This is a genomic window from Bacillus sp. FSL R5-0512, assembly GCF_038593295.1.
GTDB lineage: Bacteria > Bacillota > Bacilli > Bacillales > Bacillaceae > Bacillus > Bacillus safensis.
Genome location: NZ_CP151982.1, coordinates 647,875 through 664,152, shown reverse-complemented (window position 1 = coordinate 664,152; position 16,278 = coordinate 647,875). Strand labels below are relative to the sequence as shown.

Annotated in this window: 14 protein-coding genes; 3 read left to right on the top strand and 11 right to left on the bottom strand. The window is 43.9% G+C overall.

Annotation, left to right across the window (positions count from 1 at the left end):
• Nucleotides 1-102: 102 nt before the first annotated feature.
• Genes NSQ25_RS03300 through NSQ25_RS03285 form a run of 4 tightly spaced genes read right to left on the bottom strand, consistent with a single transcriptional unit; the run spans nt 103 to nt 6,334 of the window.
• Complete coding sequence (locus tag NSQ25_RS03300; RefSeq protein WP_326136741.1) at nt 103-1,299, bottom strand: CamS family sex pheromone protein; 1,197 nt, start codon at nt 1,297-1,299, stop codon at nt 103-105.
• A gap of 15 nt (nt 1,300-1,314) precedes the next feature.
• On the bottom strand, nt 1,315-3,321 hold the full coding sequence (gene ligA, locus NSQ25_RS03295; protein ID WP_326136742.1) for an NAD-dependent DNA ligase LigA: 2,007 nt from the start codon (nt 3,319-3,321) through the stop codon (nt 1,315-1,317).
• A gap of 40 nt (nt 3,322-3,361) precedes the next feature.
• A complete protein-coding gene (gene pcrA, locus NSQ25_RS03290) occupies nt 3,362-5,584 on the bottom strand; it encodes a DNA helicase PcrA (protein ID WP_326136744.1) in 2,223 nt (740 codons plus the stop codon).
• 57 nt (nt 5,585-5,641) lie between these two features.
• Complete coding sequence (locus NSQ25_RS03285) at nt 5,642-6,334, bottom strand: heptaprenylglyceryl phosphate synthase (protein ID WP_041108669.1); 693 nt, start codon at nt 6,332-6,334, stop codon at nt 5,642-5,644.
• Nucleotides 6,335-6,607: 273 nt separating this feature from the next.
• Between NSQ25_RS03285 and NSQ25_RS03280 the strand changes: the two genes are divergently transcribed.
• Nucleotides 6,608-6,973 (top strand): DUF2283 domain-containing protein, encoded by a 366-nt coding sequence (locus NSQ25_RS03280; protein ID WP_326136745.1) that lies wholly within the window; start codon nt 6,608-6,610, stop codon nt 6,971-6,973.
• A 23-nt stretch (nt 6,974-6,996) separates the two neighbouring features.
• On the opposite strand, the gene NSQ25_RS03275 is transcribed toward NSQ25_RS03280, so the two are convergent.
• Nucleotides 6,997-7,227 carry a hypothetical protein gene (locus NSQ25_RS03275; protein ID WP_039176971.1) on the bottom strand — a complete coding sequence of 77 codons (231 nt, stop codon included), beginning with the start codon at nt 7,225-7,227 and terminating at the stop codon, nt 6,997-6,999.
• Nucleotides 7,228-7,366: 139 nt separating this feature from the next.
• Here NSQ25_RS03275 and NSQ25_RS03270 point away from each other — a divergent pair, with 139 nt between their 5' ends.
• Nucleotides 7,367-8,947: an FMN-binding glutamate synthase family protein gene (locus NSQ25_RS03270; protein ID WP_326136746.1), complete on the top strand. Its 1,581-nt coding sequence runs from the start codon at nt 7,367-7,369 to the stop codon at nt 8,945-8,947.
• Between the two features lie 251 nt (nt 8,948-9,198).
• Here the strand turns inward: NSQ25_RS03270 and NSQ25_RS03265 are convergent, their stop codons facing one another.
• Nucleotides 9,199-9,513: a YerC/YecD family TrpR-related protein gene (locus NSQ25_RS03265; RefSeq protein WP_024424524.1), complete on the bottom strand. Its 315-nt coding sequence runs from the start codon at nt 9,511-9,513 to the stop codon at nt 9,199-9,201.
• A 561-nt stretch (nt 9,514-10,074) separates the two neighbouring features.
• Complete coding sequence (locus tag NSQ25_RS03260) at nt 10,075-11,817, bottom strand: adenine deaminase C-terminal domain-containing protein (protein ID WP_326136748.1); 1,743 nt, start codon at nt 11,815-11,817, stop codon at nt 10,075-10,077.
• 125 nt (nt 11,818-11,942) lie between these two features.
• Here NSQ25_RS03260 and NSQ25_RS03255 point away from each other — a divergent pair, with 125 nt between their 5' ends.
• Nucleotides 11,943-12,164 carry a DUF2892 domain-containing protein gene (locus NSQ25_RS03255; protein WP_024424522.1) on the top strand — a complete coding sequence of 74 codons (222 nt, stop codon included), beginning with the start codon at nt 11,943-11,945 and terminating at the stop codon, nt 12,162-12,164.
• 32 nt (nt 12,165-12,196) lie between these two features.
• Here the strand turns inward: NSQ25_RS03255 and NSQ25_RS03250 are convergent, their stop codons facing one another.
• The 4 genes from NSQ25_RS03250 to NSQ25_RS03235 are packed head-to-tail and all read right to left on the bottom strand — an operon-like array spanning nt 12,197 to nt 16,181.
• Complete coding sequence (locus NSQ25_RS03250) at nt 12,197-13,462, bottom strand: peptidase (protein WP_326136750.1); 1,266 nt, start codon at nt 13,460-13,462, stop codon at nt 12,197-12,199.
• Between the two features lie 14 nt (nt 13,463-13,476).
• Nucleotides 13,477-14,142: a 3-oxoacid CoA-transferase subunit B gene (locus tag NSQ25_RS03245; RefSeq protein WP_034282827.1), complete on the bottom strand. Its 666-nt coding sequence runs from the start codon at nt 14,140-14,142 to the stop codon at nt 13,477-13,479.
• The gene (locus NSQ25_RS03240) at nt 14,118-14,804 is read right to left on the bottom strand and encodes a CoA transferase subunit A (RefSeq protein WP_080708064.1); all 687 of its coding nucleotides are present in this window, start codon (nt 14,802-14,804) and stop codon (nt 14,118-14,120) included. The genes NSQ25_RS03245 and NSQ25_RS03240 overlap by 25 nt, the downstream gene beginning before the upstream one ends.
• Before the next feature lie 12 nt (nt 14,805-14,816).
• Entirely contained in the window at nt 14,817-16,181 is a 1,365-nt protein-coding gene (locus tag NSQ25_RS03235; RefSeq protein ID WP_024426693.1) for an aspartate aminotransferase family protein, read from the bottom strand.
• Nucleotides 16,182-16,278: the final 97 nt, after the last annotated feature.

Sequence of the window (16,278 nt, the reverse complement as noted above, 5' to 3'; positions counted from 1 at the left end):
AAATGTTCTTGACGGTAATCAGCATTATACGAGCATCAACATACCTGCCTTTCTTCTTGGTTTCTACTAATATTTTGACAAGAGTTTGGAAATCCCTCTTATTTAGTCATATATATGAACAGTCGGTTCTTTGTCTTCAGCATTTTTCGTGATCAGGGCTTCTTGTTGATCAGAAGATGTGATGTTGATTTCAATATTGGTACTCTTGTAATAATCCATGACTTCACCGGTTAAATATTGTGTGAAGGCTACAACTTCTGTTTTTCCATAGAACTGCATTGGAATTTCGATTTTCATTTTTTGCAGGTTGCCGTTTTTGTAAAAGCCTTTTCCTACAACACCAGTGTAATTCGGGAAGTAGTCTTCGACCTTTGTCTTGAAGCGGTCAAATCGCTCTGAATCATCTTTGTAGCTGCTTTTCGCATTATCTGAAGGGAAGAATACATTCTCCTCATTGAGCGTATCCCAATTTCCGATATCAGCAGAGCCTGCCTTCACATCCGTTTTGGCGATAAAGTTGCCTGGAACGATAGATGATTTTGGTGCTTGCTTATAAAGGGCAATCATGACAGGCACTTTTTGCAGTCCGTCCATTTGACGAATGCGCTTGACCACTTGTTCAGCGATTTTTTCACCCTCTGCCAAAAGTTTCTTTGAATTTTTCGATGAATCGATGGTCACCTCTTGCTGCGGGTCACCGATCTTTTCACGGTAATAATAAACAGAGTTCAGTGCAAGACCAATGACAACTCCGCCAAGCTGTAAGCTGTTTTTGTCTTTTCGAATTAAGTAATTATGCTCTAGCATCGAAGCTAAGTAGATAGGACTATTTTCATTTTTAGACTTTGTTGAACCTGAGTTTGGAAGAGCAGGATTTAAGCCTAGATTCTTAAAGTCTTTATCTTCTTTTTCTGCCTTTTTCAGATCACTGCCTGTTTTTTTGCGTGCCAGCCAGCTGAGAACGGTGTCCTCATCTAAATGCTGTCCTTCTTGGAAAAGATAGTCGTTTGTATTAAATGACTCTGTTGCGAGGCGCATGAGTCCTGTTTCAAATTCATCAATGTCCAAGCGTGTGTTGAGACGCTCCGCTGTTAAACCTCTCGCAGCTCCTTGTTTAAACGGCAGCACCATTTTGTAATAGGAGTCTGAGATATTGTACATCGGGATGATGGCTGTTTCCTTTGTTTCCTTCGTTTCATCCGTTTTTTGTGTGACCTCTTCCTCTTCCTTTCCCCCAAAAGGTGCACACGCTGACAATACCAGTGTGAGTATTGTCAGCAGCAATAACAACTTTTTCAATAGAAAACACTCCTCTTATTTCTTTAGCTCCTCGAGCATTTTAGCTTCGTCCCAAATTTCAATATTGAGTTCTTCTGCCTTTGTCAGCTTACTCCCCGCTGCTTCTCCGGCAATGACTAGATCTGTTTTTTTACTCACACTGCCTGCCAGCTTGCCGCCTAATGCTTCGATCGCTGCTTTTGCATCGTTTCGAGCCATTTCTTCTAACTTTCCTGTCAGCACAATGGTTTTTCCTGCAAAATAGGAATCACTTTCTTCTGCTTTTACCGGCTTTGGCCCTGTATAGGTCATATTGACTCCAAGCTCTTTTAGTTCGTTCAGCAGATCTAGTATTTCTTCTTTCTCAAAGTACGTGACGACGGCATCAGCCATTTTTTCACCAATTTCGTCGACTTCAAGTAATTGTTCTTTCGTTGCTTGCTTTAATTGATCGATGTTTTCGAAATGCATCGCCAAGGTCTTAGCCGCCTTTGATCCAATAAATCGAATTCCGAGTCCAAATAGTAAACGCTCAAGAGAGTTTTCTTTCGACTGCTCAATCGAACGCAGTAAATTGTCGACAGATTTTTCGCCCATTCGTTCAAGCTGAATCAGCTCTTCTTTCGTTAATCGGTAAAGGTCTGACACACGAGAAACGAGCTGTTCCTTGAAGAGCTGTGTAATGACCCGCTCGCCAAGCCCATCAATATTCATTGCATTACGGGAAACGAAGTGAATGAGACCCTCACGTATTTGGGCAGGACATTCTGGATTGATGCATCGCAAGGCCACTTCTCCTTCGATTCGCACCAGCTCACTATGACACTCTGGACATTCAGTTGGCATGTGAAACGGCTTTTCTTCGCCTGTACGCTGATCGACAAGGACACCTGCGACTTCAGGAATAATATCGCCGGCTTTTTTCACAATCACCTGATCAAAATAGCGAATATCCTTTTCTTTGATCAAATCTTCATTATGAAGAGATGCACGCTGCACTGTCGTCCCTGCTACTTTGACAGGCTCAAGAATCGCTGTTGGTGTAATCACGCCTGTACGCCCGACGCTTAGTTCAATATCAAGCAGCTTCGTTACGACCTCTTCAGCCGGAAACTTGTACGCAATCGCCCAGCGCGGGCTTTTTGCTGTAAAGCCGAGTTCTTCCTGCTGAGCCAGTGAATCGACTTTAATGACAATTCCATCGATTTCATATGAAAAATCGGCACGCTTTACTTTTAATGTTTCAATGAGCTCGATGACTTCTTCGATCGTTTGGCACATCCGTCTTTCTTTGTTTGTTTTAAAGCCAAGTTCGTCGAGAAGATCAAGTCCTGCGCTTTGCGTTTCAACACCAATTTCATCAAGCTCCGCTATACTGTAGACGAATATATCAAGGTTTCGTTTCGCTGCAATTTTCGTATCTAGCTGACGAAGTGAACCTGCAGCCGCATTACGCGGGTTTGCAAACGGCTCTTCTTCGTTTTGTATTCTTTTTTCATTTAATGCTTCAAAAGAAGGTTTTGGCATAAATGCCTCGCCTCTCACTTCAATCGACAGAGGGCGTTTGATTTTAAGCGGGATGGAACGAATCGTTTTGAGGTTTTCAGTAATATCCTCCCCCGTTGTTCCATCTCCGCGTGTCGCTCCTCGGACAAACACGCCATTTTCATAACGGAGAGAAACAGCGAGTCCATCAATTTTCAGCTCGACATTGTATGCGATATCGTCACCGACTGCTTGACGAACCCGGCGGTCAAAATCAAGAAGGTCCTGTTCATTAAACGCATTCCCAAGGCTGAGCATTGGTGTGCCGTGACGTACTTTTTGGAAGGCGTCTAAAACAGCGCCGCCTACTCTTTGTGAAGGAGAATCCGCTGCTTTTAAATCAGGGTGCTCTTCCTCCAGAGAAATCAGCTCACGCATCCGCGCATCATATTCAGCGTCAGGAACACTTGGACGATCAAGTGTATGATATTCGTAGTTGTATTGATTCAAAATCTGGTGCAGTTCCTCGATCCGGCGTTTCGCTGCTTCTTTATCCATCTGCTTCTTCCTTTCAATTCATCCGTTTTGTCCTATCAGTTTATTGCTTCTCGATTGGTGCAAATGCTGCGAGAAGACGCTTAATGCCTGTCGGGCTTGGGAACGCAATATCAAGCTCTGTGCTGTCTCCGCTGCCTTTCACACTCACAACCGTACCAACGCCCCATTTTTTATGGGCCGCTTTATCGCCCACAGCCCAGCCAATACTGCCGCCGCCTGTGTTTTGAATCGTTTGAGTTTGCGGACGCGAGACAGGTCCCCGTCTCTGCGGTCTTTCTCTTGTTTGGCCAAACGGTGTTTTTGTTTCTTTTTTCTCATTTAGGTTGTCCAATAAATCGGCTGGTATTTCTCGAATGAATTTTGATTCAAGGTTCATGTTTGTCCGGCCGAAAAGTGTTCTCATTTTTGCACTTGATAAATAAAGCTCTTCTTCAGCCCGTGTGATGCCTACATAAGCGAGGCGGCGCTCTTCTTCCATCTCTGCATCTTCCATTAATGAACGGCTGTGCGGGAAGACACCTTCCTCCATTCCCATTAAGAAAACAACAGGGAATTCTAGACCTTTTGCAGCGTGAAGTGTCATTAAGATGACGGCATCCTGATCTTCTTCTTCATTCTCATCCAGCTTATCAATGTCTGCGACGAGGGCGAGATCTGTCAGGAAGGTCACAAGTGACTTGTCCTCATTTTGTTCTTCAAAATTCTTAGTGACGGATAAAAACTCGTCAATATTTTCTAAGCGGCTTTGTGCTTCAATGGTTTTTTCGAGCTTCAGCGCTTCACGATAGCCTGTTTTCTCTAGAATTTCTTCTGTTAATTCAGTGACAGATAAATAGTCCTGCATGTTCGTCATTTGATCAATGAGCTGTTTGAACTCATCAAGCGCATTGGCTGCCCGTGCACTCAGTCCAATGAAATCCACCTGACCAAGTGCTTCAAACATAGACAGGTCATTCATCTCAGCATATGCTGCAATTTTATCAACAGATGTCGCCCCGATTCCGCGCTTTGGTACGTTGACAATTCGCGCAAAACTAATATCGTCATCTGGGTTTGCCACTAGGCGTAAGTATGCCAAAATGTCTTTGATCTCTTTTCTGTCATAGAACTTCGTGCCGCCGACAATATTGTACTGAATGTTGGCTTTCATTAACGTTTCCTCTATGACACGAGACTGAGCATTTGTCCGGTAAAGGATCGCAAAATCGGATAATTTGCGCTTTCCGCTCTGATGAAGCTGACGAATCTTTCCTGCGACAAATTGTCCTTCACCAAATTCATTATCTGCACGATAATAGGCAATCTTCGCTCCTTCATCATTTTCTGTCCAAAGATTTTTCGGCTTCCGGTTTGCATTGTTTTGAATGACCGTATTTGCGGCTTGCAAAATGCGTTTCGTCGATCTGTAATTTTGCTCAAGCAGAATCACTTCACTGGATGGATAATCTTTTTCAAAGGAGAGAATGTTTGTAATATCCGCTCCGCGCCAGCGATAAATAGACTGATCCGAGTCACCGACAACACATATATTTTGAAAGCGCTGCGCGAGCAGTTTCACAAGCATGTACTGTGCTCTGTTCGTATCCTGATACTCATCCACATGAATGTATTGGAATTTCCGCTGATAGTGCTCTAATACTTCAGGAATGCGCTCAAACAGACGAATTGTCATCATAATTAAATCATCAAAGTCGAGAGATTGGTTTTTGAGTAAACGCTTTTGATAATCTGTATAGACATCGCTGACCACTTGATCATAGAAATCACCCGCTGTTTTGGCGTATTCCTCTGCGTCAATGAGTTCGTTTTTTGCACTGCTGATGGAACCTAAAATGCTGCGCGGGTCAAACTTTTTAGGATCGATATTCCGTTCTTTTAAAATGTTTTTAATAACTGAAAGCTGATCAGATGTGTCTAAAATAGAGAAGTTGCGATTCACACCAATACGGTCAATATCGCGTCTTAAAATACGGACACACATGCTGTGAAACGTAGAGATCCAGATGTCATCTGCGCCAGGCCCTAAAATTGCCTGGACTCGTTCACGCATTTCACGTGCTGCTTTATTTGTAAATGTAATCGCTAAAATGTTCCACGGCGCCACATGCTTTTCTGCCATTAAGTAGGCAATTCGATGTGTGAGCACCCGTGTCTTCCCGCTTCCTGCTCCTGCCATCAACAATAGAGGACCGTCTGTTGCTTTGACTGCTTCTTTCTGCGCGTCATTCAGCCCTTCTAATAGATGATTCGATATTTCATTCATTCCATTCACCGCCAATTCGAACTTATGTTCTATTTTAACCCGTTTCGTCTTATTTGACTATGATGACTTTTTGACTGCTTCGACTGTCTTTAGAGCTTCTTTGAAATTGTCATAAATGACGTTTCCTACAACCACAACGTCTGCATGCTGCGAGAAGTCTTTTGCCTGCTTAGCGTTCTGGATGCCGCCGCCATAAAAAAGAACTGTTTCATCAAGCACTGCTTTTGTTTCTTTGACAAGCTCTATGTCTCCAAGCGTTCCGCTGTATTCCAGATAAAAAATGGGCAGCTTCATCAAATGCTCTGCCACTCTTGCATATGCCCTGACGTCATCAATATCCAGCGCTGTATTTGCCTCTGTAAGCTTGGCCGCTTTACAATCTTCATTTAAGATCACATAGCCTTCAGGCACAATCTCTTCCATTGACATCAAATCACCGAATTCCTTCATTGCGTCCTTATGCAGCCCAACAATCCAGTCAGGGTGAGAGCTGTTTAAAACGGTCGGGATGAAATACAGATCAAAGCCAGGCACAATCATCTCATGTGTGGAGATTTCGAGCACACATGGCACTAGAAACCGGCGGACCTTTGACATCAATTGAAGCACGTTGTCCTCTGTCACATGATCACTTCCGCCAATCAATATGGCATCCGTCCCAGATTCGCAAATCGCTTCTAGCTGTTCATCGGAAATTTCTTTATTTGGATCGAGTTTAAAGACATGCTTCCACTCGGTAACATCATACATGAAAAACGTTCCTCCATTCGTTTCATTCCATTTAAATATTATAACAAAATCAAAGGCCGCAAAAAATGGGTAACCTCCTTTAGCTAAAAGTTTCATTCTTTTGAAAATGGGTGATCGTGACTTTACATAAAATTGCTGGAGAATAGATAAAAAATCCACTAGAAGAGGAGCTGAAAGAGGTTGTTATTTTGGCACTTTGTCACATGCTATTATACAATAAAGGAATATTTTACTATAGATTTAAAAACCATCTATTAAGCAGAGGTGACTCAGTTGAAAAGAACGATTACATATGAACAAAATATAGACATCGGATACATCTATATCACCCCGCAAGCGAAGCATATGAAAATCAAAAAAACCATTGAATTAGATGTCAATGAATGTGTCAATGTAGATATCGACCAAGAGGGCCGAGTGGCTGGCTTGGAGTTATTTTCAGAAGAATCCAAAGTGCTGCGGAACGTACCGGTTTATGAGGATGAGCTTTCTTTACGTTTGACGGATCAGGAAATTCTCTCAACCTATCAACTGTCAGGCGTTGAATTCCAATTCTCAACACCTGATCACAATGAGCTGATCGGTTTTACTATTTTCGATCCTCTTCGCTATAACATCACAAGAAAAAAACCGTTTTGATCTTTCAAAACGGTTTTTTCAAATTATTGTCTCGCTTCATTAAAGTAATGGACGGATGTCATGGCCCCTTCGTCGACCATCTTGTTGTCTTGGATATCTAATGGATCTGGGTGGCCGGCTTTTTCAGGAACCTTTTCATCTGACCGGAACATGCTTGCCCATTTTTTCAGATGCTGTTTATTTTTTACCGCTAATAACACAGCTCCTCCAACCCCTAATCCTGCAAGTACATACGCATTTGGACGCTTATTCATGTATGTTCCCTCCCCTTATGATCTTATTTGTAAGTTACCCCGCCTTTTCATTTCTAAACGTCACAATATGCTGATGTGGTTTCTCTTTCATTAAAAAGTGGAATAACAACAGCAATGAAAGAGAAAAGAGGGGATCTTCGTGACAACAACTTTAATTGTCATCAGCGCATTGCTAGTCATTTGTTTGATCATCCCAATCATTCTATTGATCTGGATTTGGATGAGGGATGAAAAACAAGAAGAACATTCAGTTCTGCGAAATTATCCGGTCATTGGAAAGCTGCGGTTTATCTTTGAAAAAATAGGACCTGAGCTTCGCCAATATCTGTTTCTGAATGACCGAGAGGAACTGCCCTTCTCAAGAAGAGAATACGAGCAGGCGGTCATGTCAGGGAAGTACAAAAGCCGGACGATGGGCTTTGGATCAAAACGTGATTTTGACAAGCCAGGCTATTACATTCGAAACGTCCTGTTTCCAAAGCAGCGAAATGAACTTCGCATCGATCAATCTGAAAAAATCAAAACGAAAGTGTATCAGATTGATCAAGACAATTTACTGAGAAGAAGTGAACATGTCAAAGAAGTCGAAGCAAATCCTTACTTTCTTCATCAAGAGGATGTACAAGTCATTGGCGAACATACATGTCAAAAGCCTTTCCATGTGAAAGGACTGATCGGTCAATCTGCCATGAGCTACGGCTCCTTAGGCGACAGGGCGATTACAGCTCTATCTTCAGGATTAAAAATGGCCGGCGGGACGTGGATGAACACAGGTGAAGGCGGGCTTTCTCCTTATCACCTCAAAGGCGGCGCAGATATCATTTGCCAGATTGGGCCTGGTTTATTTGGCGTTAGAACAGAGGATGGCGCATTTTCCTTTGAAGAATTCAAGAAAAAAAGCGAACACGAGGAAGTCAAAGCCTTTGAACTCAAGCTGGCACAAGGAGCAAAAACACGCGGCGGTCATATTGACGGCGAAAAGGTGACGGAAGAAATAGCGAATATCCGTAAATTACCGCCTCACCAATCCATTGACAGCCCAAACCGCTTTGAGATGTTCCACTCCATTCCTGACATGTTTGATTTCATTGAACAGCTGCGGAGCATAGGCGGAAAGCCAGTTGGAATCAAACTTGTTGTCGGACATAAAGAAAATATTGAAGAGCTCGCCAGCTATATGAAAAAAAGCGGGAAACACCCTGATTTCATTACAGTGGATGGCGGAGAAGGCGGTACAGGGGCGTCCTTTCATGAATTGGCGGATTCCGCAGGGCTGCCGATTTTCACGGCGCTCCCAATGGTTCATCAAATATTGAAAGAATACGGTGTCAGACATCAGGTGAAGCTCTTTGCTTCTGGCAAGCTTCTCTCGCCTGATAAAATTGCGATTGCCCTTTCAATGGGAGCTGACTTTGTGAATATTGCCAGAGGTCTCATGTTTTCAGTCGGATGCATTCGCGCCCAAGTCTGCCACACGAATAAATGCCCAGTCGGGGTCGCCACGACTGATCCAAAGCTGCAAAAGGGTTTATCGATTGAAGAAAAAAAATACCGAGTGTGCAATTATATCCTGTCTCTTAGAGAAGGTTTGTTTAATTTATCCGCAGCTGCGGGTATAGAATCGCCTATTCATTTTAATGAAAAACATATTATTTTTAGACAAGAGAATGGCGAGACAAGCGAAGTGCCGATGTTCTCAAGCACACAGCCATCTGTCTAGCTCGAAAAGGTGCGGAAACGCGCCTTTTTTGTTAATATTTTTGATCAATCGCGTACTAAGTTTGCAAACAGTAGAGTTTAAGGAAATCATCTCAAGCGAAGACGGCATCTCCTATGAAGGAGAAAGATGGTTGATGGGCGAGCTAAAGTAAAAAAACAGGGACACTTTATCAGCCCCTGCCCGCCTTTTCATAAAAAAACTGCAAACAAGTCCATTTTTCGTGAAAAGGATTGTTTACAGTGAAAGCTGCTTTATTTTGTTTCGTTATTTTCCTGCTGTTCTGCTACGCGGTCAAGTGCCATCGTATAGGCATCGTTGCCATAGTTCAAGCAGCGTTTGACACGTGAGATGGTTGCAGTGCTTGCACCTGTTTCCGTCTCAATTTTATGATACGTGTTTCCCTCACGAAGCATACGCGCTACTTCAAGACGCTGTGATAAAGATTGGATTTCATTGATGGTACATAAATCATCAAAGAATCGATAACATTCTTCCAGGTCTTTAAGGGATAAGATGGAGTTGAATAACTGATCTAAGCTTTTGCCCCTTAATTTATCAATTTGCATCTTAATACATCTTCTCCTTTACTATTGCCACACCGCTTCGCACGATCTTCTTCTAAGAAAGCGGTATCTTTCCTGACTAATTTTTTTAAAACCTCAGCAATGAGCTTTGAACAGATCATGACAGGTTTGGTTCTACGCTGAAAATGCCGTCAGGTTCTTTCGTAAGCCGAAGCTTCTTTATCGTAAACAAATTCGACAAGTTCTGTCATTTTCCTTGTATGACAATCTGACAAACTTGTTTGCTTCCGTTATAAAGATGACTTCTGCTTGGTTAGGTCTTCTGCCCTCATATACAGGCTTTACGGAAAGCTCGGCGAGACCACAAATATGCGCCCCGCCTTGCTCGGGTTATTCAAAATATGTTGGCCGGTCAGCGTAACCGGCAAATTCATTTTACAATTAGAGTACTTCATTCGTCATGTCAAAGCCCTCTGCTTTGTCAACAGCTCCACATAAGATCATGATCACTTACATGGCAGTGAAGAGAACCATGGCTCACTTCTGCCCTATAACAGCAGTCAGAAATGCGGCAAAGATGATACAGCTCCACTCTGTTATATTTTAACGCATTATAGACGGAAAGAGTACAGTTTTTTTCATGACATCAAATATTCCTCTTGGTGTCACTCGAATATACGGCAAATGTGTACTTTGGAAAAAGACAAGTGTATCAATTGGGCAGTCAAATGGATAGCCACGCTCAATGAGCAGCTCGCGTAATGTTTGTTCCTGCTGAAGAACAGTCTCAAACGGTTCAGCCGATGCACAGCCTGATAATTGCAGCGGGATTTCGTGCAAAATTTTCCCGTTCTCTGTGAGTACGATTCCCCCGCCAATTTCTTTCATCCGCTTATGTGCCAGCATCATATCTTCTTTATTTTTCCCGATCACTAAAATATCACCCGTGAGCGAAAATGAGCTGACAAAGCCTTGCACTTTATTTGCGAACCCTTTTAGCATCGTATTCACACGCCACTCACCTTTTCGGTCAATCAGGCTAAAGAAGCTTTGATCATGGTCACATGACAGCTGGTTGATTGAGTTATCAATTTCCACTGTATAAGGCTCCATGATGACAGCATTTCTCATCTTGACACCTAGCGGCATAGAGAATTGCAAATCACTCATCGTGAGGTCGTAGCTTAAATCTAATGGAGCAAGCCCGCCATTTTCCCATTTTGTTTCTTGGAATTGATGCTGGTTCTCGCCATCTAATTTGAGAATAACCCCTTTAGATATGACCGTTTCAGGATTTGTGTTCATTGGATCATCTAAAATATTCAAAGAAGCCAGCCGGCCTGGGCCAACAACGCCTAATAAATCATCAATTTGATAGTATTTTGCAATGTTAAATGTCGCCATATTATACGCATCAATGATCGGCACGCCTTCTTCAAGGGCAATCGAAATCAAACGGTTAATCATGCCTTCCTCATAAAAGTGAGGGGCAGCACCATCTGTTGTATAGAAAAAATGGTCATAGTGTCTAAAGTCACGCTCATGCAGTTCTCTTAAAATGTTCACTAAATCTGGGCGGATGGAAGAATGCCGCAATGAAACATGATAGCCAAGGGACAAGCGTTTTAACACATCGTCGGCATTCATCGCTTCATGATCACTGTCCGCGCCAAACAGCTTCATTTTTGTTAGCGTTTTCTCAGAAGCTCCAGGGAAATGCCCTTCAATTCGTTTTCTCTGCTTCTTTGTTTCTTGCATGCAATATAAAATGAGATCGTCACCGTCCATCAATCTTGGCCAGCTTGTTAATTCGCCGCCTTGGAGGACGTCAGGATGATCAATCCATTCCTTCCGGTAGTTAACTGGCAGCATCTCATCTTCATATCTGACTTCCGTTTGAAGATCGTATCTGGACCACCAGAAATACTGAAATGGCTGCTTTTTTAATTCACATAGGGTGGAAAGCGCTTTCTTTTCATTGCTTTGCAAAAGAAGAAATAAGTTATCGCTGACCATCGTTGTTGTGCCAAATTGAGACACATATTCTGCAAGTGATTGGGGATTATAAATATGGAACGGATGCGCGTGAGGCTCTATATACCCAGGCACAATGTATTTCCCTTCACAATCAATCACACGTTTAGCTGATTTATTTTGAGGAAGCTCTGCTCCGACATAAACAATTCGATCATCATGTATCCAAATATTTGCCTTCACCCATTGCTTCAAAAACGGGTTAAGCACGAGTCCATTCGTTAAAAGGAGTGTTGGAACTATTTTTGAGTCGACTACATCGATTTGTGTGCGGATGTCATTGTTTCTCCAATTAAAAGTACGTTCGGACATTCACATACTCTCCTTCATTTGTATTAGCCCTATCGTAACATAACGAACTACGTTACGCATTAATGAAACGTTACAATTTCTTGAAATCACACTTAAAATAATTTAAAAAAGGAGATTCACCTTCAATGAAACCTAATCTCGGCTTAATGGAAGCGCTCATTAGAATTGCCTGCGGAATGACAATATGTACTGTGGCTGGATCCTTATATGCTAGAAAACCATGGAGTAAAATGCTGCTTTTGGGCATCATGTTTGGCGGTATGAAACTGGGATCTGGCATTCTTCGTTTTTGTCCAGTGACATATATGTGTGAGCAGCAGGACACACATAAAGAGAAGGCTGAGTAAGGCAGCCTTCTTTTTTTGTGATCATTTTCATCTCATTCCGCTGCTTCACACCATTCGACCATTGTCCCTGCAATAATTTCAGCTGCTTCAATCACATGCTCAATGTCAATAGATTCATTCGGAAAATGGGCAAGCTCCGTTGTTCCCGGTCCAAACACGATGATCGGAATACCTGCTGCCTGTGACAGTAATCCGCCGTCCGTTCCCCAAGGGGCGGCTTCGATTTTCGGCGGCTGCTTCATGACCGCTTCATATTGTTCCTTCAATAAACCTAAAAGCGGATGATCTGTATCGATTGAACCCGGAAGCCATCTTGCACCAAACCATTCGACCTCAACAGGATGCTCTTGGAACCATTCATCTTTTTCTCCGAGTCCTGCCATCCAATTTTCTAATTCCTTCTCTGCCTGTTCTACCGTTTCACCGGGCATCACCCCGAGCCTGCCTTCCATTGTGACAAGGTCTGCTACAGAGGATGGCCAATCACCGCCTTGAATTTTCCCGATATTGATTGGGATCGGGATTGGGATATGCTGAAACAGCGGCTCGGTGATTCGCTGATTTCTTTCTTCTTCAAGTGCCGCTATATGTGAAAGGACAATCGTGCTCTTTTCAATAGCAGAAACGCCGTGATATCTTGTTCCGCCATGAGCAGCCCTTCCTTTAATATGCAGTCTGAACCATTTAGATCCCTGCTGAATCGGAAAGATTTTCATATGACTTGGCTCTGGAATGATGGCTGCATCTGCGGTATATCCTCTTAGTATGGCTGCAAGGGTGCCTGCACCGCCGCTCTCTTCTTCGACAACACTATGAAAGACAACATCTCCCTTCAGCGGAATCTGAAGTGCATGCAGTGCTTCAAGTGCAAAGAGTAAAGAAACGTTTCCACCTTTCATATCTGTTGCCCCGCGTCCATAAAGTCTCCCGTTTATGATATGCCCGCTGTAGGGCGGATATGTCCATTGTTTGTGATCACCTGCCGGGACAACATCCACATGCCCATTTAATAAAATAGATTTGCCGCCTCCTTTACCTTTCAATCGTCCGGCGACATTGGGACTTCCTTTAAAGGAACGCCTCGGGGAATAAAAATACGGATGGTTCAGCAAGTCATCCCCGCCAATGTCCCACATGTCAACATCAAAGCCAATGGCAGAAAGTTTATTTGCTACGATTTGCTGTACTTCTTGCTCATTTCCTTGTGTGCTGTCACATTGCACCATTTGCTGAAGAAGCGTGACGGCTTCTTCCTTATGCTCTTTCATCCAGCTTCTGATACGTGTAATTGGCTGCAAGTCGGTCATCCTTTCTACACAACAGATTTGACATCAGGCGCTAAAATGAGCGGCGCCTCTGTCGCCCTCATGACATCTTCCGGCTGAAACGGCGGCATGACTTCACGCAAAATGAGCAGCTGTGACTTGACCTCAATGACTGCCATATCCGTAATAATCAGGTCCACACAAGACTTAGCAGTTAAGGGCAGCGTGCAGGCTGCTTTTATCTTAGATTGTCCGTGTTTATCAAGGTGGCTCATCACGACCACCACCTTTTTCGCTTTTTGCGCAAGTTCAATCGCTCCACCCATACCCGGCACTCGTTTCCCTGGCACAATCCAATTGGCAAGATCCCCATGACTGCTGACTTCAAGTGCACCTAAAATGGTCATATCCAGCATCCCTTTGCGAATGATGCCAAAAGCGGTTGTGCTGTCCATATATGAGCCGCCTTTTGTTAACGTAATGGGAAAACCGCCGGCATTGCACAAATTCGGATCTTCTTCCCCTTGTACTGGTGAACCGCCTGCTCCCATAATGCCGTTTTCTGCATGCAGCCACACCTCGTAATGTGCTGGGATGTACTCAGCTGCAAGGGTCGGGATGCCGATCCCAAGATTCACAATCATGCCATCTTCAATTTCCTGTGCCGCGCGTTTGGCTATGCGGTGTCTTAAATCGATGTCTCCCATGCCCATGTCCAGTTCACTCCTTTTGATTGCACGATCTGGTTCACAAATACGCCTGGTGTGACGATTTCCTCTGGATGAAGCCCGCCCACAGGCACAATCTCTTCTACCTCCGCAATGGTCCAGTCTCCTGCCATCGCCACAATCGGGTTTGTATTCCGTGCACTTTTATCAAAAATCAGGTTGCCTGCTTCATCTGCTTTGAGGGCATTCACAATCGCGATATCCGCAGTCAGTGCAGGCTCAAGAATATACTTCTTTCCATCCAGCTGAACCAATTGTTTCTCATCAAGATTGAGACTATCCATGCCGACATCTGTCACAATGCCCGCTAAACCCATCCCGCCTGCCCTGATCTTTTCTGCTAGGATGCCCTGCGGGTAAAAAAGAACGTCTAGTGTACCTGCCTGCATTTTCTGCCCGGCAATTGGATTTGAGCCAATATGAGAGGCAATGATTTTCTTCACTCTTCCTTCTGTGATCAGCCTGCCAACACCGATTTGCGGGAAGCCTGCATCGTTTCCGATCAATGTCAGGTCTTTAATATTGGCTTCTAGAATGGCATCGATCAATGATGGCGGGGACCCCACACCGCCAAACCCGCCAAACATAATGGTCATTCCGTCTCTAAAATGCGTGATGACTTGATCTAAGTTCGCTGTTTTGTTCATCATCTTTCCTCCCTACATGGCAGATGGGAAAAACCCTCGATTGATGACTTCTTGCTCGACCTGCGTCATTGTCTGCCCGAATAAATGAATCAGTTCATCCATCTCCTGCTGCGTAATAGAAAGCGGCGGTGCGATCATGACCGCTGCACCCCCTACGCCATCCTCTCCAGCGCTTGCTGGGTAAACAAGCAAACCATTTTGTTTGGCCGTCTCCACAACTAAATGTGTCATTTGAGCATGGGCAGGAAATGGTGTTTTCGATAATCGGTCTGCGACAAACTCAATGCCAATGAGCAGTCCCTTTCCTCTCACATCCCCTATGATGGAATGTTTTGTTTGCAAATCCTTTAAAGCATTCATTAAATATCGGCCAGACAGATCAGCCCGTTCTGAAAGCTGGTGTTTTTTCATGTATCGAATGACAGCAAGTGAGACGGCTGCTGAAAGCGGATTGCCGCTATAAGTGTGGCCTGCCATCACAGAGCCCGAACCGCTGAGAATCGGTGCAATCACATGATCCGCTGAGACAGCTGCCGCAATTGGTGAATAGCCGGCGCTCATGCCTTTTCCGAGTACCATAATATCTGGTACGACGCCCCAATGTTCCATGGCAAACATTTTCCCAGTTCGTCCAAAGCCTGTCATGACTTCATCTGCAATCATTAAAATATCGTTTTCCTCACAAACTCGCTTCATCGCCGCAAAATATCCATCTGGCGGAACAAGCGCCGCGCCCGCTGCCCCAACAATCGGCTCTGCAATAAAAGCCGCAATCCTCTCTTTTCCTATACGCTGGATGACAGTTTTAAATTCCTGTACATACCATTCGACCTGCTTGCTTTCTTCCTTTGGCAGCCACGAACGATAGCTGTATGGCGGAGACAGCACCGGGTGTTTTTCGAGCAGTGGTTCAAAGCGCTCTCTCCTTGCAATATGCCCTGACATCGACAGCGCACCGAGTGTGATGCCATGATAACTCATCCATCTTGAAATGATGTGATTCTTCTCAGCCTTCCCCTGCTCCTGCCAATGCTGAATGGCAATTTTCATGGCGGTCTCTGTTGCCTCTGATCCGCTTCCGACAAAAAAAGACCAGTTCAGGTTCCCTGGGCAGAGCGTACTCAATTCATAGGCAAGTTCTTCTGCTGGTTCATTTGTGAATTGTGACCTGTACGTAAAGCTCACCTTTTCCGCTTGCTCTGTCATGGCATCAATGATGTCTCGTATGCCATGTCCAATACTCGCCGTGACAGCACCCGATGAGCCGTCTAAATATTTTTTCCCGTCCCGATCATATAAATAAATCCCCTCTCCTTTCACAGCCACAGGATAATGCTGATTCAACATCGGTTTGATTAAGTAATCCCGGGTCTCCACTTTGTCATTCCTCCCTCTCTCGTCAGCAGCTGCATCTTTCTTTTTTCATGAATCGCAAGAAAATTTTGTATACTTGTTATAAGATTAGCTTAATCAA